The sequence below is a fragment of the Thermogutta terrifontis genome, assembly GCF_002277955.1.
Lineage (GTDB): Bacteria > Planctomycetota > Planctomycetia > Pirellulales > Thermoguttaceae > Thermogutta > Thermogutta terrifontis.
In genome coordinates, this window is record NZ_CP018477.1 from 4,310,803 (window position 1) to 4,330,183 (window position 19,381).

Annotated in this window: 15 protein-coding genes; 7 read left to right on the top strand and 8 right to left on the bottom strand. The window is 56.3% G+C overall.

Annotated elements, in window-relative coordinates; genetic code table 11:
• Nucleotides 1-121 precede the first annotated feature (121 nt).
• The 4 genes from THTE_RS15955 to THTE_RS15970 all read left to right on the top strand — a co-directional run bounded on the left by THTE_RS15955 (nucleotide 122) and on the right by THTE_RS15970 (nucleotide 6,201).
• The gene (locus THTE_RS15955; protein WP_095416369.1) at nucleotides 122-1,546 is read left to right on the top strand and encodes a tetratricopeptide repeat protein; all 1,425 of its coding nucleotides are present in this window, start codon (nucleotides 122-124) and stop codon (nucleotides 1,544-1,546) included.
• Nucleotides 1,543-3,291 carry a CRTAC1 family protein gene (locus THTE_RS15960; protein ID WP_207651729.1) on the top strand — a complete coding sequence of 583 codons (1,749 nt, stop codon included), beginning with the start codon at nucleotides 1,543-1,545 and terminating at the stop codon, nucleotides 3,289-3,291. Before THTE_RS15955 ends, THTE_RS15960 begins: the two co-directional genes overlap by 4 nt.
• Nucleotides 3,292-3,308: 17 nt before the next feature.
• Nucleotides 3,309-5,066 (top strand): CRTAC1 family protein, encoded by a 1,758-nt coding sequence (locus THTE_RS15965; protein WP_095416370.1) that lies wholly within the window; start codon nucleotides 3,309-3,311, stop codon nucleotides 5,064-5,066.
• Nucleotides 5,067-5,289: 223 nt separating this feature from the next.
• Nucleotides 5,290-6,201 (top strand): tetratricopeptide repeat protein, encoded by a 912-nt coding sequence (locus THTE_RS15970; protein ID WP_168175875.1) that lies wholly within the window; start codon nucleotides 5,290-5,292, stop codon nucleotides 6,199-6,201.
• A gap of 183 nt (nucleotides 6,202-6,384) precedes the next feature.
• On the opposite strand, the gene THTE_RS18320 is transcribed toward THTE_RS15970, so the two are convergent.
• Complete coding sequence (locus THTE_RS18320) at nucleotides 6,385-6,570, bottom strand: hypothetical protein (protein WP_207651730.1); 186 nt, start codon at nucleotides 6,568-6,570, stop codon at nucleotides 6,385-6,387.
• Here THTE_RS18320 and THTE_RS15975 point away from each other — a divergent pair.
• Nucleotides 6,569-8,110 (top strand): CRTAC1 family protein, encoded by a 1,542-nt coding sequence (locus tag THTE_RS15975; RefSeq protein WP_207651731.1) that lies wholly within the window; start codon nucleotides 6,569-6,571, stop codon nucleotides 8,108-8,110. The genes THTE_RS18320 and THTE_RS15975 overlap by 2 nt on opposite strands.
• Nucleotides 8,111-8,215: 105 nt before the next feature.
• On the opposite strand, the gene THTE_RS15980 is transcribed toward THTE_RS15975, so the two are convergent.
• The 5 genes from THTE_RS15980 to THTE_RS16005 all read right to left on the bottom strand — a co-directional run bounded on the left by THTE_RS15980 (nucleotide 8,216) and on the right by THTE_RS16005 (nucleotide 14,706).
• The gene (locus THTE_RS15980; RefSeq protein WP_095416373.1) at nucleotides 8,216-8,635 is read right to left on the bottom strand and encodes a DUF3467 domain-containing protein; all 420 of its coding nucleotides are present in this window, start codon (nucleotides 8,633-8,635) and stop codon (nucleotides 8,216-8,218) included.
• Between the two features lie 301 nt (nucleotides 8,636-8,936).
• On the bottom strand, nucleotides 8,937-10,667 hold the full coding sequence (locus tag THTE_RS15990) for an HD family phosphohydrolase (RefSeq protein WP_095416375.1): 1,731 nt from the start codon (nucleotides 10,665-10,667) through the stop codon (nucleotides 8,937-8,939).
• Between the two features lie 78 nt (nucleotides 10,668-10,745).
• Nucleotides 10,746-11,774: a PhoH family protein gene (locus THTE_RS15995; protein WP_095416376.1), complete on the bottom strand. Its 1,029-nt coding sequence runs from the start codon at nucleotides 11,772-11,774 to the stop codon at nucleotides 10,746-10,748.
• 387 nt (nucleotides 11,775-12,161) lie between these two features.
• Nucleotides 12,162-12,503: a zinc ribbon domain-containing protein gene (locus tag THTE_RS16000; RefSeq protein WP_095416377.1), complete on the bottom strand. Its 342-nt coding sequence runs from the start codon at nucleotides 12,501-12,503 to the stop codon at nucleotides 12,162-12,164.
• Between the two features lie 667 nt (nucleotides 12,504-13,170).
• Entirely contained in the window at nucleotides 13,171-14,706 is a 1,536-nt protein-coding gene (locus THTE_RS16005) for a hypothetical protein (protein ID WP_095416378.1), read from the bottom strand.
• Nucleotides 14,707-15,369: 663 nt separating this feature from the next.
• On the opposite strand from THTE_RS16005, the gene THTE_RS16010 reads away from it, so the two are divergent.
• A complete protein-coding gene (locus tag THTE_RS16010) occupies nucleotides 15,370-16,452 on the top strand; it encodes a 3-isopropylmalate dehydrogenase (protein WP_095416379.1) in 1,083 nt (360 codons plus the stop codon).
• A gap of 138 nt (nucleotides 16,453-16,590) precedes the next feature.
• Here the strand turns inward: THTE_RS16010 and THTE_RS16015 are convergent, their stop codons facing one another.
• Nucleotides 16,591-17,439 carry a heme-binding protein gene (locus THTE_RS16015; RefSeq protein ID WP_095416380.1) on the bottom strand — a complete coding sequence of 283 codons (849 nt, stop codon included), beginning with the start codon at nucleotides 17,437-17,439 and terminating at the stop codon, nucleotides 16,591-16,593.
• Between the two features lie 163 nt (nucleotides 17,440-17,602).
• Nucleotides 17,603-18,139 (bottom strand): fasciclin domain-containing protein, encoded by a 537-nt coding sequence (locus tag THTE_RS16020; protein WP_095416381.1) that lies wholly within the window; start codon nucleotides 18,137-18,139, stop codon nucleotides 17,603-17,605.
• A 278-nt stretch (nucleotides 18,140-18,417) separates the two neighbouring features.
• Here THTE_RS16020 and THTE_RS16025 point away from each other — a divergent pair, with 278 nt between their 5' ends.
• Nucleotides 18,418-19,344, top strand: a complete 927-nt coding sequence (locus THTE_RS16025) for a B12-binding domain-containing protein (RefSeq protein WP_095416382.1) — start codon at nucleotides 18,418-18,420, stop codon at nucleotides 19,342-19,344.
• The last annotated feature ends 37 nt before the right edge of the window (nucleotides 19,345-19,381 follow it).

The window sequence follows — 19,381 nt, forward strand, 5'->3', positions numbered from 1 at the left end:
GCCAAAAAACGGAAGTCAAATAAAGTGAACCTATCAGCGAGGGTGGGAATACAACGTAAAGGTCGGCTCCGCTATCCTGGCCGGCCGCAGAAGTTTCTTCAGACGACATGTTCCGCCGAGGATGATGAGGCTCACTGACGAAAATTTGCCAGGCCGTTCCGACGCCGAAAGCTTGTCGGAATCGCCGGCCGCACCGGAAAAGCCAGTTCGAAGGCGCTCATTATGGGTTCGCAAGCGTTTTTGGGCTGGCTGCGCCGGTCTCCTGCTGATCGGCGTTCTCTTCCGCTTGGTGTGGGATTGGACCCATCCGCCCAGCCCCCTGCTTCAGGTTGCAGCAGATGCCGCACCGGAAGTGGCCGAATTGCTTCGCGAGGCCAATCAGCTGGCCCAGGACACTGTCGCCATCTTCCCTGACGACCCGTATGCATGGGATGTGATGGGCCAGCTCCTCGGCCGGTTTGGAAAAACCGAAGAAGCAGCGCAATGCTGGGAAAAGGCACTGAAGCTGGATCCGAAGTTTGCGGTCGGGTATCAGTCCCTCGGCAATCTCGCGCTGGAGCGTGGGGAGCTGAAAAAGGCCGCTGAATATTACCGCAGGGCTTGGGAGCTCGAGCGTGACTCGTCGGTTTACCCCGTCCAACTGGCGGAAGTCCTCATCCAGGATGGTCGGCTCGAGGAAGCCCGGCAGGTGCTTACCGAGTGCCTCCGTCGGCACCCGCGTTCTCTTCCGGCTCGGGCACTACTCGGTCAGATTCTCGTCCCTTTAAAGGACTACTCCGCCGCGTGCGAGCATCTCATGTACGTGATCACTGCCAACCCGGAATACACCAATGCGTATTATCCTCTATCGACCGCGCTCAGCCGCCTGGGACAGACGGAAGAAGCGCGGAAGTACCTGGCACGATTCCAAGAGTTGAAACGTCGTGACGAACAGCGACACCGAATGGATTTGAAAAAGGAGACACAGCTTCCTGCCGTCCGTGCTGCAGTGGCGCGGGCCTATTTGCTCGTTGCAAAAATCTATATCGCACGGGGTGATATTAGCACGGGAGAACGGCTCTTGAATCGCGGCCAGGAGCTGAATCCCGACGAAAAGGAAATCCCGCCGCTTCTGGCGTGGCTTCAGTTCAAAACTGGGCGTGAAAACGAGGCGACATCGATTCTCCGCGATTACCGCCAGAAACACGGCAACTCGCTGGAAGCTCAAATGGCCGCGGGCAAAGTTTTTGCCGAATTCAAAAAATTTGAAGAGGCGGAAGCTGCGTATCGTCGGGCGATTGAGCTGACTCCCCTGGAGGCCGGGGGATACGCGGCGCTGGCTTCGCTGTACATCACGGCCGGCCGGCGTCCCTTCGACGCGCACGTTTTGGCCCTGCGGGCCGTGGCCCGCGAACCAGCACCCCAGTTCTTCTTCATCCTGGCCCTCGCCGCGCAGCGGGATGGAGATACCCCGGCAGCACTCGCCGCTGCTCAAGAAGCCGCCCGCTTGGATCCGTCCAACGACCAGTATCAGAGGTTGCTCGAAAGTCTCCGCCGGACGCCGTGAGAACAACGATTCCTCAATCCATCCCGCTGGTAAGTCTGTTCTTGCGATTTGTGCTCATCGGCGCCCTGGCGGCCATGCTGGGATTCGTCGGGTGCCGCCGGGAAACCACGCCTTCTGAATCCCGCATTCCTCTCATGCGCGACGTCACGAAGGAGACTGGCATCACCTTTGTTCACACCGATGGAAGCAGCGGTCGCCGTTACATTATGGAAACGGTGACGTGTGGACTGGCCCTCTTTGATTACAACAACGACGGCCTTCTGGATATCTACTTTGTCAACGGAGCGCCGCTACCGGGTGCGCCAGCTCGCAATCCGCCCCCTCGTAACGAGTTGTGGCGCAACGATGGCAACTGGCACTTCACCAACGTGACCGACCAGGCTGGTGTGGGCGATACAGGCTTTGGCATGGGGGTCACGGTGGGCGATTATGACAATGATGGCTGGCCGGATATATTCGTGAATAACTATGGCCCAAATAAACTTTACCATAATAATGGCGATGGAACGTTTACTGATGTCACTGACCAGGCCGGCGTGGGCGGTGGAAATCGCATGGGTGCTGGGGCTGCCTTCCTGGACTATGACAACGATGGAGACCTCGACCTCTATGTGGCCAATTACGTGAAATTCACCGAACAGAGCCATCGCGTCCACTACGTCAAGGGCTACCCGATGTATGCCGGGCCACGCGATTTTCCGCCCGAGCCAGATCAGCTCTACCGCAACAACGGGGACGGAACATTCACCGATGTCAGTATGGAAACGGGCATCGGAACGCACGCCGGCTCAGGAATGGGAATCGTGTGTTCCGACTACGACAATGATGGTGACACCGATGTGTTTGTCCTCAATGATGTGGCGGGCAATTTTCTCTTCCGCAACGATGGGCAGGGACACTTCGAAGAGGTTGGTTTGGAAACCGGCTTTGCCTACAACGGCAGCGGGGATGAACTTGGGAGCATGGGCATCGACTGCGGTGACTACGATAACGACGGCTGGCTTGATTTCTTCATGACTTCGTACCAGGCAGAGCTGCCCGTCCTCTATCGGAATCTGGGCAATGGAACTTTGGAAGACGTCACCGTTGTGACTGGGGCCGGGCAGGGATGCCTCCCCTACGTGAACTGGGGAACTGGTTTAATCGACTTTAATAACGATGGCTGGAAAGACTTATTTATCGCCTGCGGTCATCTTCAAGACAATATTGACCTTTACGACGACTCCACAGCCTATGCAGTTCGGAATATTCTCCTTCTCAATCGCGGAAATGGCACATTCGAGGATGTCAGTCGTCGCTGCGGCGATGGTCTCGATCCCGTCTTTAGTAGCCGCGGCGCGGTATTTGGAGATCTCGACAATGATGGCGACATCGACATTGTCGTCTTAAACTCTCGGGAAAAACCAACAATTATTCGCAACGACCAGCGCAGCGGAAATCACTGGGTCCAGATCACGTTGCGCGGCGTGCAGTCAAATCGCGATGCTGTTGGTGCAAAAATCAGGATCGTCGCAGGGGGGCTCACTCAGGTGGACGAGGTCCACAGCGGGCGAGGTTATCAAAGCTACTGGGGGCCGCGGCTCCACTTCGGTTTGGGCCGGGCAGCAGTAATTGACCGGATTGAAATCCACTGGCCTTCTGGAAAGACACAGGTCTTTGAGCATCTCCCGGTAGATCGGTTCATCACCTTCACGGAAGGCGAAAGTACTTTTTTAAGCAAGAGCGTCGATGAGATGCCGCACTGATATACAGAAGTTCATCTATGTTATCGCGACAATATCTCAATAACCGCCTGATTTATCTCACGCTGGTCGCCGGGGCGGTGGTATTGTGCCTAACGAGTTGCCGTCGTGGCGTCGATTCCTCAGCCACGAGCCGCTCGGCCAGCAGCAGTATCGTCCTGAAAGATGTGTCCAAAAGCTCTGGCATTACATTCCGACACACCGATGGCAGCAGTGGCGAGCACTATATTATCGAGCCCATGAGTGCCGGCCTTGCACTTTTTGACTACGATAATGATGGCTTTATTGACATTTATTTTCTGAATGGTGCTCCACTTCCCGGTTACAAGGGACCGCCTAATCCGCGAAACGCGCTGTACAGGAATAACGGAGACTGGACATTCACCGACGTGACCGACCGGGCGCGTGTGGGCGACACAGGATACGGACTTGGCGTGACGGTGGGGGATTTCGACAATGATGGCGATCCCGACCTCTATGTGAACAATTATGGACCTAATGTTTTTTATCGCAATAATGGCGATGGAACATTTACCGACATCACGTCACAGACCGGAACCGCCGGGCCGGCCGATTACGTCGGGGCCGGGGCACTTTTTCTGGATGTCGATCGCGACGGTTTTCTCGATCTCTATGTGGGGAATTATCTGCGGTTCGATCCAAGTATGAATGTCGTGCGGATGATCGACGGTATGCGATCTTATCCGTCACCGCGAGACTATTTACCCATTCCTGATTCTCTCTATCGCAACAATGGCGACGGAACGTTTACCGATATCAGCGAGGCTTCCGGAATCGCTTCCGTGAAAGGGACTGCCATGGGGATGGTGGCGGCCGATGTGGATAATGATGGCGACACCGATATCTTCGTCCTCAACGACGTCGCAGAGAACTTCTTGTTTATCAATGATGGCACCGGTCATTTCACTGAATCCGCGATCGAGCGTGGGGTCGCCTACAACGCATACGGGGAAGAAAATGCCAGTATGGGCGTGGACTGCGGCGACGTGGATCGTGATGGGTGGTTGGATTTTTACATGACCGCCTACGAAGACGAGTTGGCGGTCCTATACCGGAATCTCGGTGGCGGCTACTTTGAAGACGTTACCCAGCTTACAGGTGCAGGCGAAGGCACGTACGCTCATGTCAACTGGGGCGTTGGCCTGGTGGATCTCGATAATGATGGTGACCTGGATATCTTTATTGCCAACGGGCACACGGAAGATAATATCGAGGCCCGAAGCTCGGCCACCGCGTGGCGGGTCCGCAATCTCGTTTTGATGAACGACGGTAAGGGACATTTTCGAAACATTACAGACGAATGCGGCGACGGGCTCGCGCCCGTCGAGGCCAGTCGCGGAGCGGCTTTCGCCGACCTTGACAACGATGGAGATATCGACATTGTGGTTCTCAATTCTCGCAGCGCTCCCACCATCATTGAAAACCGAACGAATAACGGAAATCACTGGATTCAGATTATTCTCGAGGGAACCAAGACAAATCGCGATGGCGTTGGCAGTCAGGTCACGCTTACTGCAGGGGATTTAAAACTCGTCCAGGAAAAGCTGGGGGGACGCGGCTATCAATCGTACTGGGGTTCAAGGCTCCATTTTGGTTTAGGCCAGCACAATCACATTGACCAAATCGAAGTTCGGTGGTTAAGTGGCACTACAGATACACTAAGGAACGTTCCGGTCGATTGTTTTATTAAAATCAAAGAAGGAACTCAGCGTTTCGAAGTCCTACGGTTACCACGGGCAAAAGGCTCTCCAAAATAGGCTTCTCGATCAGCACCGATCGAAGCCATGTGAGGGAGGCCACACAGAGATGATCCTGCGCAGACGCGTTCCGGCTTGGGTGGTCGTGTTGGCAGGGGTTAGCGGCGTAGCTGGACTTGTTGCGTTATTTCTCTGGAGGCCATTATTCCAAAAACAACCTCATCACTCACCACATACTCGTCCAACAACAGGCATTATCGCTCCCGAATTCGTTAATAAACCCGTGCCGCAGACGACTCAGCAGATCACGGAGGAAATGGATCTGGTTGCCCATTGGCTGGAAATCGCGTTCCCGGACCGCGTGGAAATGCTGGAACTTGCCGCCCGGCTGAGGTTTCACCGGGGGGATCTCGATAAGGCAGAACAATTGTGGCGCCGCGCGATCAGCATTGATCCCACCTATCCTTTTGCCCATCATGGGGTGGCAATCGTCCGGGCTCTACGCGGCGACTATGAAGCGGCCATTAGCGAATATCGCGAGACGCTTCGCCTCAGCCCAAGGGCAGTGGAACCACTTCTGGAGCTGGGCGATGTACTCATTAAGTCCGGAAAAATTGATGAGGCCATCGATCTACTCGAGAACGATTTCCCATCCACGGTGGAATCTGTCTGGCGATACACCATGCTCGGAGAGTGTTATCTGCGTAAGGATGATTTGACCAAGGCGCGACTCATGTACGAATTGGCTCTTTCTCGTAACCCCAACGACTCGTCCGCCCTATATGGTTTATCGCTTGCCCTGGTTCGGCAGGGCTACCAGTCCGAAGCCGACAAACTGGCCCAGCGGCTCAAACAGCTGCGTGAGTCTGAGCGTGAAAGCGAGCGGGAGAAGCGGCGGCGCTTTGACGAGCGAGAAGATCTCGCTCGAAAGCTGGCTGAAGCTTACAGTGGCGCGGCGCGATTTCTTTTATCGCGCAATGCAGTTGATCAGTCAAAAGCATTTGCGCAACGGGCAATTCAACTTCAACCCGACCAACCTGTAGCTCGGCAGCTTCTGGCCGAAATTCGGCTCAAAGAACTGGCGTCCCTCGCGCCGGTCACGCAACATGTTTCTCCGGGCGGTGGAGACCACCCCACAAACACACAATCACAGGGCGAAATGCCTTCGGACGACTCCTCAAATAAAAAACCGTGACAGCTTGAGCACATAGCGGCCGAAGAGCTTTATGACCACGGGCTGGTGTATTTTAACGATGGCATGCGTGCGATCAGTGGCTTGCAGGCCATTGAAGGTGGGCTTTGCTTTTCTGATGACATCAATCCTTTTCCTTGAAATTCTCCTGGTGCCGGGATGCCATCCAGCCGACCAGGCCGAGCCTCACAGCAGCAAAATCACAGGTTCCAACGCGCAGCCTACTTCAGCCTGCGCCGACCAGGAGATCGAGAACCCTTCGACAAAGTCTGCCCCTTTGTCCTTCTGTTTTCGCGACGTCACGGATTCCTGCGGGATTCGGTTCATCCATACAGATGGCAGCAGCGGCCGACGGTATGTGATTGAGCCCATGTCGGCTGGCCTCCTCCTGTTCGACTATGACAATGATGGTTGGATTGATATTTATTTCCTGAATGGTGCTTCGCTTCCAGGCTACACCGGGCCACCTTCTCCCCGAAACCATTTGTACCGAAATCTGGGCGAATGGCGATTCGTGGACACCACCGAGGAAGCTGGGGTCGGAGACACAGGCTACGGGCTCGGAGTTGCTGCGGCCGATTACGACAACGACGGTGACGAGGATATCTACATCAACAACTTCGGGCCGAATGTGTTTTACAGAAATAACGGCGATGGAACCTTTACCAATGTTACCCAACAGACGGGAACGGCCAACGGCGAGAAAATGGGGGCCGGTGTGTGCTTTTTGGATATCGACCGGGACGGATGGGTAGATTTATATGTTGGCAATTATATTCACTTTAATTTTGACCTGCATATTTCAAGGACCATTAACGGCGTTCCTTCTTACCCCGGACCGCTCGACTATACGGCGATTCCCGATACTCTCTATCATAATCAGAGAGACGGTACTTTCGCGGATATTTCAGAAGCCTCGGGCATCGCCCAACTGGCCGGAACAACCATGGGAATGGTTGCCGGGGATTTCGATAACGATGGGGATGACGACATCTTCATCTGCAATGACGTGCGAGAAAACTTTCTTCTTATTAATGATGGGTCAGGCCACTTCGACGAAGCTGCTATCTTGCGTGGCGTTGCCTACGATGCCAGCGGTTCCCCTCAGGCAAGCATGGGAGCGGACTGCGCCGACTTGAACCGCGATGGCTGGCTGGACCTCTTCATGACGTCCTACCAGAACGAGACGGTCACGTTCTACCGCAACCTTGGCAAAGCATTGTTTGAGGACGCAACCGCCGTCACTGGAGCAGGCGCGGGAAGCTATCCATACGTGACCTGGGGTGTTGTCCTTGCCGACTTCGACAACGACGGTGATAAGGACGTGTTTATCGCGTGTGGTCATCTGGATGATAACGTGGAACTTCGCGACCGCAGCACATCGTACCGCGCGAAAAACATTGTTCTGATGAACCAAGGCGACGGCCAGTTCGTCAACGTCAGCGCCCAAAGTGGCGACGGACTCCAGGTTGCCAAGAGCAGCCGCGGAGCGGCCGGGGACGACCTCGACAATGACGGACGTATCGATATCGTCGTCCTCAATTCCCGGGAAGCACCCACGATCCTGCGCAACGAAACACCGACTCCCTACAACTGGATGGAACTCATCCTGGAAGGTCGCACAAGCAATCGGAGTGCAATTGGCGCCAGAGTCAAAGTGGTGGCTGGCAACCTTGTCCAGTATGACGAGGTCCACAGCGGACGCGGATATCAGAGTGACTGGGGCCGACGACTCCATTTCGGCCTCCGGGAGCACAGGGAAGCTCAGCTCATCGAAGTCACCTGGCCGAGCGGACGCATCGATCGCTGGTCGCATGTCCCGGCCAACCGAATAATCAAATTGGTCGAAGGGGAAGCCACCTGGTTCCCGGTGCAGCCTGTAAGACCGAACACTATTTCCCCAAGAAAATAATCGCGCCACGTGATCTGCATGAGCTCACGTGGCGCCTTGCACCCACGGAGTTGCTTTTAAGTTAATTCATTCAATCCGAACGCTTGCCAGCTGCGCCGGATTTCCTCATTGATTCGGGCGAGGCGCAACGGCCGGCATCGCCCGAACACGCTTCTGGATGTCCGTTTCGAGGACACCGAAGGTGGCTTCGTGCCGCTGGATGGTAAGCTGGAGGGCGTGCAGCATCCGCTTGGCGGTGTAAAAATTCATAACAATCCGTTGGCTCACCACGATCGGCTGGGAAGGAATCCCGATCGGCTGCGGATTCAAACCGAAGTCAATGATGACCTCTTCCGGCGTTCCAGTCACACGACAGAAATTCGCGTAACTGGCCGTCACCTTGCTGTCATCGATCTGCAGAGTGACCCGAGGTGGAGCCGCCTGCTGGGGCTGCGGCTGCTGCGATTCGACGGCAGTTTGTGATGCCTTGTTTTCCGGATCGGTAGCACCTGTCTCCGGGGGTTGAGGAAGATCGAAGTCTGACACGGCCAATCCCTTTCCTGAAAAATTAGGTCCGCTTAACTCTCCGTCGCGCCACCGCGTGGCACGACCCCACGATGTCAACCGGCGGTCAAAGCAACCACCGTTTCCATGTCATGAATCGCTGCTTTCTAATGGAATATAGCACACATTTTGTAAGGTCATATTCCATGCCGGATGGGGCGCCGATTTCCCATCGGCCGCGAGCGTTTCACCCTGCCAATCCCACACAACCGTTAGGGTCCAGGGAATCGCCAGGAAAGGTGCTGCACGGGATCCAGGCCGATTCCCGTTGGAGGGCACGGTCTCAGCCATTCTCCGATGGAGAACCTGTTTGACCGCCTGCCGGTGAGACGGCAGCATTCGAGGTGTCGCCACCGCCACTGTTCTTGGGGCTGTTGTTGCCGTTTGCCCGCGCGGTCGCCTGCTGCCGATGTGGGGCGGTCACCGATTCCGAGCGACGTTCCGTCTCCTTTCGGTCTTCCGTGCGTCGCTCTGGATACTTAATCCGCCCATGGTACATCGCTACGAGTGACTTGATGAGGCTGTCTTCAATGGTGCGGAGCTCTCGTAGCGTCAGATTGGTATCGTCAAACTGCCCCTCATGGAGTTTCTTCTCGGCGATGTCTCGCACCACCGCCTCAATGCGTGATGGGGCGGGATCCTTCAGGCTGCGGACGGCACTTTCCACAGCATCAGCCAGCATGAGAACAGCTGCCTCTTTGGTTTGTGGTCGCGGCCCCGGGTAGCGGAAGTTGTTTTCATCCACCTTGGGTGCCTCCGGCTGACTCTCCTGCTTTCCCCGGGCGCGTTCGTAGAAATACTCCACAAGCGTTGTTCCGTGATGCTGTTCGATAAAATCGATGATCAACTCAGGAAGATGATGCTGGCGGGCAAGGTCCGCCCCGTCTTTCACATGGGCGATGATGACCAGGCTGCTCATGGTTGGTTCAAGGGTCTCGTGCTTGCTGGGGGCATCGGCCTGGTTTTCGATGAAATATCCCGGCTTGAGCATCTTCCCGATGTCGTGGAAATACGCTCCCACCCGGACAAGCAATCCGCGGGCACCGATCGACTCGGCGGCTGCCTCCGCCAGTGCTCCTACATTGATCGAGTGGTTGTATGTGCTGGGGGCCCGGCGTGCCAGCTCGCGCAAAAGCGGGTGTGACAGATCGCTTAGCTCCAGAAGCGACATATCGGTGAGCACCCCGAAGAAGCGTTCCACGAAGGGGAGCAACCCCTCCATAAGGAACCCGCTGACCACGCAGGCGAGGGCCAGGCGGCCTAACTCGGCCAACAGCACGGCATCGACCGGCACCCGATTCAGCAGGGCCACCAGCAACCGAACAGCAACCCCCACCACAGCCGCCCCCATGCTAACGTAAAGCAGTTTGGTCCGCGTGCGAATGGAATCGAGCTGAAGGATTGCCCAGGCGACAACAGCGCCCCATAACAAGACGGCCCCCACTTCCATTCCTGTACCAAGTACGACCGCCACGATCATGACCCCAGCGAAGAGGAGGGCCAGCTCGCGGTGATAGGCCACGGCAAGCGTCTGCCCAAATATGATCATGGGGATCAGCTCAGCGTAAGGGACCTCTCTGGCAAGCCATTGGGCCAGCGTCACAGTCACAACCAAAAGAACCAGCACGCTGGTGAGGGAATGCAGTTTCACCAGCACACGGCGTTCCCGGAAGAAAAGATAGAGGGCAACGACTCCCAAAAGGCCGGCCATCAAAAGCCAGACGGCGATAAATTGCTCCACAGCGTGGAACCAGGCGACTCGCCCGGGGGGAAGCCCTTCCTCCGATTCCGCCGCCTCGGACTCGGATCCCCGAAGAAGGTGCCAATGCAGAGTGCCGGCCGGCAGACCGTAGCGTGCATCGATTGCCAAGTTGCCCGGCCGCTCTGGTTGGGGGGGCAGCATCCCATGGATGCTCACAGTCAATAGGGTCACCGCCACGAGGCCAAGAACCGCTCGTAACCCCACTTCTGTGCGGCGGAGACGGTTCCAGGCCAGCTCCCATTTAGTGGGCACCTGGACCAGGCCGGCCAGGCGTTCCGCACGTTTCCGTTTTGGTGCACCAAAATTTAGAAGGCCGATTGCACGCCTCCCTTACGCATCAGGTACCTGTTCGCTCGTGGGCTCGGAAATCTCTGAGCATTCCGCTCCCCTATGTTCCGGACCGGCTTCAGAATTCCGGCCCCGCCTCGGTGATCGCCCTTCGTAGGCATCGACAATAGCCTGAACGAGGGGATGCCGGACAATGTCTGCCCTGGTCAATTCAACCTGTGCAATTCCCGGAATGTGGCGAAGTCTCGTCCATGCATCCACCAGCCCGCTTTTTGTGTGGGGAGGAAGATCGATCTGCGTCGTGTCTCCCGACACAACGATCTTGGATTGATGCCCCATCCGGGTGAGGAACATCTTCATCTGGGCAACGGTGGTGTTTTGGGCTTCGTCAAGGATCATGAATGCCTCGTTGAGTGTGCGACCGCGCATGTAGGCGAGGGGCAGCACTTCGATGCGTTCCTCCTCGGCGTAACGAGCGGCCACGTCGTACCCGACCATGTCCCGGAGCGCATCCATGAGCGGTCGCAGGTACGGCGAAATCTTCGCCTGAAGATCGCCCGGCAAATATCCCAGGCTCTCCCCAGCCTCCACGGCAGGTCGAGTAAGCACAACCTTGCGAATCCGCTGCTCGCGGAGGGCCGCCACGGCCATCGCAACCGCCAGGTAAGTCTTGCCTGTCCCCGCCGGACCGATGCAGAAGACAATATCGTGCTTCTGAATGGCCGACACATATCGGGCCTGACCAGGCGTGCGCGGATAAACGCGCCGTCCTCCGAACACCTCAATGGGCGGGACATCTTCCTGAATCGGGCCTGCTTGTACCTCCAGTAACAGACGGCGAACTTCCTCAGGCGCTACCGACCCGTTGCGGCGGACGAGCGATTGCAGTCGCTCCAAAATTTCAGTGGCCTGGAGCACCGCGGCGTCTTCCCCGCTGACATAGATCTTATTGTTGTTGGCCGTTACCCGGACTCCCAGCACCTCCCGAATCATCCGAGCGTGCTGATCGCAAGGTCCTAGAACGCCGGCCAGCGTCTCCCAGTTGACAATCGAGATGGACCGCTCACTCATCGATCGAAGGGCAACACCTCCCTTAACCGTTCTTGAGGATTTGATGTTTTCAACTTCCTTTCAGCCCGGCTTTTCCGCAATACCGGCACAAACTATTTTGCATGTGTCAACGCTGAACAACGGAAGATCGAATCGTTTCCGCAACATCCCGGCCCAAGACCATTTCCCGAGCATTACTATACTCAATCTTATACTCTGCCGCACGCCAAGTATCTCCCTACTTGATGGGGGTCTGGTATAGCCATTACGCGAGACCATGCCCAAATGTCTACTGGACCAAAAATCCCTGAGGCCCGGCCGAGCAGGATAGTTCCTGGCGAAACTACAGAGCCTCTTCTGGCGAGGAAATCGCATCCAGTTCGATCTGATAAGCTGCGGAGACGAGACTTAAACGGTCAAATCCTTAAAGCCCAGGTAGGTGTGACAGTAAGGACAAATTCGCGTGGCGGCGATGATTTCGCGATGGCACTTTTCGCAAATCTTCTTCGGTAACCGCGCAGGCGCTGGTGGGGATGGCCCCTCGGGGCCGGACTCGGCAACAGGGTTTTCCGGACGAGGGGGTGGAGCCTCTCCCAAGAGCTTCAAGATTTCATCTTCACTGAGACTCTGTTTCTTCTCAGGAACCTTGACCTTGGCTCCACAAACAGGACAGGCGCCTGTTCGGCCGCTGTATTCTTCGCGGACCTTCAATCGATGTCCGTGAGGACAATAGACTTCAATAAAGGCCATACCTGCGGACCTCTCGCTGAGTCGCTCGAGGATAAACAAAGCCTCCTCACGACACCTTGGCCTCCTTTCTGCCGGTTTCACCCCCTTTCGTCCAACTTCACCCACATTTTGCGACTGGCGTTCCGCCGAAATCGGGACCTTGACCGATGCCGTCACCGCGTTTAGCTCAACGCATGACGGAATCCAAACCGTGCTCTGAGTCCTCCTAGTATCACATGGTCCGACCGCGATCCAGCGCAGCAGGCCCACGCCTGAACCAAGCTCCGCTCATCACGACTACCTCACCGCTCGGTGCGCAGTCGCAACCACCAGACTCATCGACCGCGATGCTCGTCCCCCAGATAATTAACCCCTCCGGCAACCGTTCGGCCCGTCACAACTATGCGGAACTGCCTATTTCCCAAAACACGCAAATAAGTTATTCAACCCAGATTCACTATCTTACGGCACTTTATTGAGGGGGCACTAGCGCAATGGCCGAAATCTGAGCGCCCCATACTATGTTACCCACGATTCCGCTAGTGTCAAATGCTATACAAAAAGATTTGCGGACGGTTCCATGTTGTGCGGAAACCCCAAAAACTGGCCTGTGGACCCCGCTCGCCGAAAATGTTTGCGACCTCAGCCAAGAGATGTGCGTCGGTCCAGACAGCGTCGTCAGAAATTGTTACTGTCCAAGATCAGACTTTGACTCCCGTGTCGTTTCTTCGATCCGCATCATCGGAAGGTTGGGCAGAGATCTCATGTACGCCGCGTATTGCTCGTCCAGTTGCGAGAATCGTACACCGGTTAATTGGGAAAGGCTGCTCGGGTTATCACGGCCCAGGTACACGGTTGCCAAGAAGTTGACCAGGGCATCCCGGTAACGGCCCCCATCAAAATGCATGAAAAATTGCGTTAATCCCGCCGCCTGACTGTAAAGGGCGCCAATCCGCGAGTCGGTTTGGAATTCCTCCATTCCTAAACTGCAAAACTTTTCCAGGGGAATATAAAAACGATCCTGGAGGAACCGCACGCGGGCGGCCAGCAGCCGTGGTGTATCAATTCCTCCGAGCACAAAGAAATCCCCTTCCTGGCGGAGGGTCTCCAAATACATGGCTGCCCCCTCGATCACCCAGTAATTGCACCGGAACCCGGGATTTGGCACCGATCGGCCGACTTCCTGGAACAACTGGTGCGTCGCTTCGTGGTAGGCAGTGGACGCATCGAAACCCGGTCCCGCAAAAAAATAGCAGCACCGCGTCGCACCGTCGTACAGTCCGACACTGAGCTCGACCTGCGGATAGCGACTTTTCAGCGCTGCGTTGTACTCCTCGCGATTGCGGAAAAGGACAATGCGGTGCTGCACCGGATTGGTCACCGGAGGCCGATTACGAAGATCGAAGAGCGCACGGATCTGGGCGTCGGTCGTGTAAAACCGAATGAAGAGACGACTCCACACTTCATTGAGCCGCTCGAATTGCTCGGCCAGCCGAACTCCCTCTTCCAGGCTGTGATTCGTCAAAACCCGATAATGCTCAGTTTCCACGACCCAGCCGTTTTGAAGACTGCTTCTGAGCCTGCGTTCCTCTTCTGCCGAGATCCAGCGATTTTGATAGAACCGTTCCCCCTGTTCATAACGGGCAACATAACCTTTGGGCAACCAGCCGAAACGTTCATGCCACACATCTCCTGCTCGCAATCGGCGGACTTCATAGGCTGTGCGCCAGTATCCAGAATAGGCCTGAAAACCGAAAAGCCGACGCAGCCCTTCGTGATCGGGATTCTCGTGAAGGGCCGCCAGGGCCAGGTCCAGAGCAAGGGCAGCTCGTCCCTGCCGGATGGCACCGCGGGCCAGTGCGAACAGGGCGTCGGCCTGCTCTTTTCTCAGGGCTGCCCAGCGTCTGTACCAATCTTGACGGACCGGCGACTCTCCCTCCGGAGGTTCCAGCGTCCCCATCTTGCGCGGCAGGATGGGCACCAGAAGGCGGTCTTCCAGGACCGGGTGAAGCCAGCGACGGGTTCGTTCGGCCTCTTCCGTCAGCCCCTGGCTTTCGCACCACCGCGCCAGAGACTCCAGTTTTTGCCGGTATGCCTCGGTCTGACGTCTAATACCATCGACCAGTTCGTCCGCAACAGCGCAAGAGGCAACAAAGGACACGGCCGCGATCAAAAGTGCCAACAATCGCGCCACGAATAGGTTATGTTTGGATCCCACACCCATGACAACTCCCAAATTTCCGGAACCGAGGCGACCGGCGAAAGCAGAAAACCCAAGCGGATCGTCTCTCCTTTTGAGTGTACCACACGGTGGCAGGTTCCCGCCTGGAATTCAGGGCCTTTGGTGTGCCCGCGCGACAGCACCGGGTCACCGGGGTGAACTCTCCCCAATGACCTCAAGCGATCCATGCTCCACATCAAGCTGAACAAGGGGCGTTAACCGGCGAAGGCCTGCCGAATCGGTCAGCATCCGGCAGAGCCCGATTCCAGCCTGCCCCATGTCGACTTGTTAGCACCGGTCAAACGCCCAAGACCAGAAGTGTTGTAGGAGCAATTCATGAATTGCCCCTACAAATCTAAAAGTAAACAGCGGAGACTGGTCGGTGGCGTGGGCTGTCCCATGTGGGGACATGGAGAGGACAAGCAACTCCTACGGGCCTGAATCTCGCTTCCGCTCAAGGCGTTGTCGAGGTCCGCGCCGTTTTCCGGCAGGAGAAAAGCGGCGATGACTCACGCAATTCATGCATTACCCCTATCTTGCCTGCCGCCTCCACAGTGGCTGAACTTCACAGACAGCAATGACTTTTCTCTTTCCCGGCTGCCATTTAGAATCAACGGTTTACAGTACGATTCAGTAGACGCCTGAGTTTTGCCGGAAGGACAACCTATGACAAATCCAATCAATCCGTTGCGAATTGCTGTCATTGGGGGCGATGGTACGGGCCCCGAGGTGGTGGCCGAGGCTGTTAAGGTTTTGAAAGCGGTTGCCCAACTCGAGGGCATCCAGCTCGAACTTCGCGAATTTGATCTGGGAGGAGAGCGCTATCTGCGTACGGGAGAGGTGCTTCCGGAAGACGTCTTCCAGGAGTTGAAAACCTTTCCCGCTATCCTCCTGGGGGCGATCGGCCATCCACAGGTGCCGCCGGGAATCCTGGAACGGGGGCTTCTTCTGGAATTGCGGTTCCGATTCGACCAGTACATCAATCTGCGTCCGGTCAAATTGTATCCCGGCGTTGAAACTCCCCTCGCCGGCAAGGGCCCGGATGATATCGACTTTGTGGTGGTGCGGGAGAACACGGAAGACCTTTACGCAGGCATCGGTGGCTTCTTGAAAAAGGGAACCCCCGACGAAGTAGCCATCCAGACTGCCATTTACACCCGCAAAGGTTGTGAGCGGTGCATCCGCTGGGCGTTTGAATACACCCGCAAACGCAACAAAAAGAAACGGCTGACTCTGGTGGCGAAGACCAACGTGTTGACTTATGGGCACGATCTCTGGTGGCGTACCTTCCAGGAAGTCGCCCGAGAATACCCCGACATCGAAACCGATTACAACCACGTCGACGCGTGCTGCATGTGGATGGTCAAGAATCCCGAACATTACGACGTCATTGTGACGACCAACATGTTCGGGGATATCATCACCGACCTGGCCGCCATAATTCAGGGAGGGATGGGAGTTGCTGCCGGGGCCAACATCAATCCCGAGCCAGGCGGCACGAGCATGTTCGAACCGATGGGCGGCAGCGCCCCCAAGTACACGGGAAAAGGCATGATCAACCCGATCGCAGCCATCGCGGCGGCGGGAATGCTCCTCGAACACACCGGCCACGAACGGGCAGCGGAACGCGTCAACAAGGCCATCCAAATTGTCACAGGCACAAAGATGAAAAGTCAGGCTGCGGGAAAGATGGGTTACACCACCTCGCAAGTCGGCGACCTGGTCGTCGAAGCACTCCACCAGGTATGAATAAAAGCCGTAACATAGGCGCAGCGTAAACACCATTCTTGCTAAATTTGAAAGACAAGCCTGGGGGCAGCGGCCTGTCCCCAGGTTTGTATCTTTCAAAATGGGGGCAGTGCGGATACAAAGGCCGGGAAACCGTCCTCAGTTGTCGGATGAAGACTTTTCGCGCACCGGTAGCTGATATTCCCAGTAATATTTATCCCATGGTATGAAGGGGCTGTTGTAACCCAAAAGCCGTGGTGGTCCCGCGACTTGCCATTTATCCCTGTGATGCCCCAGCCACTCTTCCACGCGCTGCTGGGCAAGCTGGAGGGCCTGATTCGATCGGGGACCTCTGATTCCGGTACTCACGAACCAACCGCCTGGCAAATCGCGGACCTCCACGGTACCGTCCTCACCGGGAGTGCCCTGATCTGGCCGTTCGTAAAAAAAAGCCATGAGGACCGGCCGCTGGCCGTTTTCTTCGAGTGTCATCTCAACTGGTGCCGTCATGGCCACATTATTCTTTTTGATGTGAGCAAAAAGTCGCCAGAATGCCGTGCCGTTGTCGCGGGTAACCGCCGCCCGATAGCCGGGATATCGCTTGACCTCCACCTCACCGACAGGGGTGCAGGGTGGAAATCCAACTGGCAAATCGGCCTCGGCTATTGGACGGAATCGCAGGTCCTCAACAATGTTTTTCAGTGCAGTAAGGACTTCGGACTGATCACCGCCGGCGGCCATTCGGCTTTTCATGTCCCGCAATCGCGCGGAGATATACGATTCCGACGGCAAACAAGCAACAGCGCGGTCGATGGCTTCAGAGAGAAGCGACTCTTGAACTTTTGGTTCTTTATTCTGCAGAGGTTTCGCCAATTCATCAGCGGCTCGCCTGTAGTCGCCGGACAGCGGATGTTCAGGAAACTCCGCACCACGCCCCACTGCACCGGCGAGCATCAATGCAATAATCGCAATGACAACGGATAACATCCCGATCATGAGAGTCTTCATATATCAGTCACCTTTTCTAATGGCCAAGGTTTTTGTGTCTACCAGGAGGCCACTGCTCGAGTAAACGATAGTCCGGAGAGTCGGGCGGTTGCAGGCCCGATCTCTCCGGATCCGCGGCACGATCGTGGACAGGAGTCAGTCCACCATGAGGGAGGCCTGAGTTTCAGTTCGTATTTCCGCAGCTCGAAGCGTGCGACTCAGACTTCTCCGGCGGCAGAATAACGGCATCAATGACATGGATGATGCCGTTGGACGCTCGAATGTCGGTCTTCACAACCTTGGCCTGGTTGACCTTCACGCCGGCGTCAGTCACGGTGATCTTGATTGGCGAGCCCTGCACCGTCTTCAGGCTCTTGCTGGCCACCACCTTCTCCGCCGGATATTCACCGGCCACCACATGGTAGGTCAGCACCGCCGTCAACTTCGCCTTGTCCTTCAGAAGCGCTTCCAGAGTTCCCTCGGGCAACTTGGCAAACGCCTCATCCGTCGGGGCAAACACGGTAAAGGGCCCCTTGCCTTTCAAAGTCTCCACCAGACCAGCAGCCTGGAGCGCCTTGGCGAGGGTCTTAAAGGACCCGGCCTCAACCGCCACATCCACAATGTCCTTTTTGGCTGCCTCATCAGCCCGATTCATCTGAGCCAGACCGAACCCTCCAAGCAGCACGGCAATCGCGACGACACCAACCGGAAACCGACGCATCACAAAACCTCCTTACACTGAAGGGACCTACGGACCTTTCAGGCACGCCCCTTGCGTGCCTGCTGAACGAATTTATTTCGTTCATTTCGTTCAAACGTAGTTTATACAGGTCAAACTGTCCGGGCAAGGGGTCAAGAGCAAAAATTTTCCGCCGCCACGGAATTGCCGCGAGAACACCGGAAAAATCGCAGATCCCTTCAAAAGAAAGGAATAAAAGGGTAGGATTGAGCAGGAGAGGTGGTTTGCTAAGTGAACCGTAAATCGTTCAAAGCGTTCACATGACTGCTTTGTTGACCCCAAAACAACTCGCCCTCGCCGCCGGTGTCAGCGAGTCCACCGTGAAACGCTGGTGTGACCGCGGCCTGCTGCCCGTCGCCCGCACGCCCGGAGGACACCGCCGCATTCAGCTCCATGAAGCCCTGCGGGTTTTAAAGGAGCTGAATCTCCCTCTGCGCCACCCAGAGGCGCTTGGACTGCCTGCCTTTTCCGGCCAAGGGCAAAGGGTTCTCGAAAAGGCCAAGGACGAACTACTTCAGGCCTTAAAAAACGCCCAGGCCGACCGTTGCCGGATCATCCTTCACGAGCTTCGCTGTGTGGGCCTTTCTTTTGCCGAAATTGGCGACCATGTCATCGCCCCGGCCTTCGAGCAGATCGGCCAAGAATGGGAATGCGGAAAGCTGCAAATCTACCAGGAGCGGGTAGCGTGCTGTATTCTTTCGGAAGTGCTCGCCGAAATGGTGTCAACTCTTCCCGAGGAAACTATGCATCAGCCACTGGCGATTGGAGCCACTCTGAGTCAGGACCATTACGTCCTGGCCTCCCAACTGGTTCAGTTAGTCTTGAGGGAAAAGGGATGGCGCGCCAGATTCCTGGGGCCCAATCTCCCTGCCCCTACACTCCGCCAGGCCATCGCCGATTGGCATCCCAGGTTATTCTGGCTGAGTATTTCTCACATCGCATCGCAGCAGGAAGTTATCGACGCCTGCCAGAATTTGTTCGATTACTGTCGCCAATCTGATTGCCTTTTTGTGATTGGCGGCCGATCGATCGACACGTCTCTGCGCCAACAGCTCCGGTATTCGGCGTATTGTCCCGACCTGACCCACCTGGCCATGCTTTTGGATACGCTCCCACCACCCGTGCAGACCACCGAAGGGGTCACTGGCAGATCAACAGAGCGGCCGTCCGACGCGCCTTCCGGCTAATCGAACCACCCCCGCAACCACTGTTGTGGAAGTCGGG

Bases quoted from the DNA above. Each gene is read 5' to 3' on its own strand.
- THTE_RS16015 (WP_095416380.1), bottom strand. From the start codon at position 17,439: ATGAAGACTCTCATGATCGGGATGTTATCCGTTGTCATTGCGATTATT.
- THTE_RS16025 (WP_095416382.1), top strand. From the start codon at position 18,418: ATGACTGCTTTGTTGACCCCAAAACAACTCGCCCTCGCCGCCGGTGTC.
- THTE_RS16000 (WP_095416377.1), bottom strand. From the start codon at position 12,503: ATGGCCTTTATTGAAGTCTATTGTCCTCACGGACATCGATTGAAGGTC.
- THTE_RS15995 (WP_095416376.1), bottom strand. From the start codon at position 11,774: ATGAGTGAGCGGTCCATCTCGATTGTCAACTGGGAGACGCTGGCCGGC.
- THTE_RS16010 (WP_095416379.1), top strand. From the start codon at position 15,370: ATGACAAATCCAATCAATCCGTTGCGAATTGCTGTCATTGGGGGCGAT.
- THTE_RS15965 (WP_095416370.1), top strand. From the start codon at position 3,309: ATGTTATCGCGACAATATCTCAATAACCGCCTGATTTATCTCACGCTG.
- THTE_RS15955 (WP_095416369.1), top strand. From the start codon at position 122: ATGATGAGGCTCACTGACGAAAATTTGCCAGGCCGTTCCGACGCCGAA.
- THTE_RS16020 (WP_095416381.1), bottom strand. From the start codon at position 18,139: ATGCGTCGGTTTCCGGTTGGTGTCGTCGCGATTGCCGTGCTGCTTGGA.
- THTE_RS15975 (WP_207651731.1), top strand. From the start codon at position 6,569: ATGTCGGCTGGCCTCCTCCTGTTCGACTATGACAATGATGGTTGGATT.
- THTE_RS16005 (WP_095416378.1), bottom strand. From the start codon at position 14,706: ATGGGTGTGGGATCCAAACATAACCTATTCGTGGCGCGATTGTTGGCA.
- THTE_RS18320 (WP_207651730.1), bottom strand. From the start codon at position 6,570: ATGGGCTCAATCACATACCGTCGGCCGCTGCTGCCATCTGTATGGATG.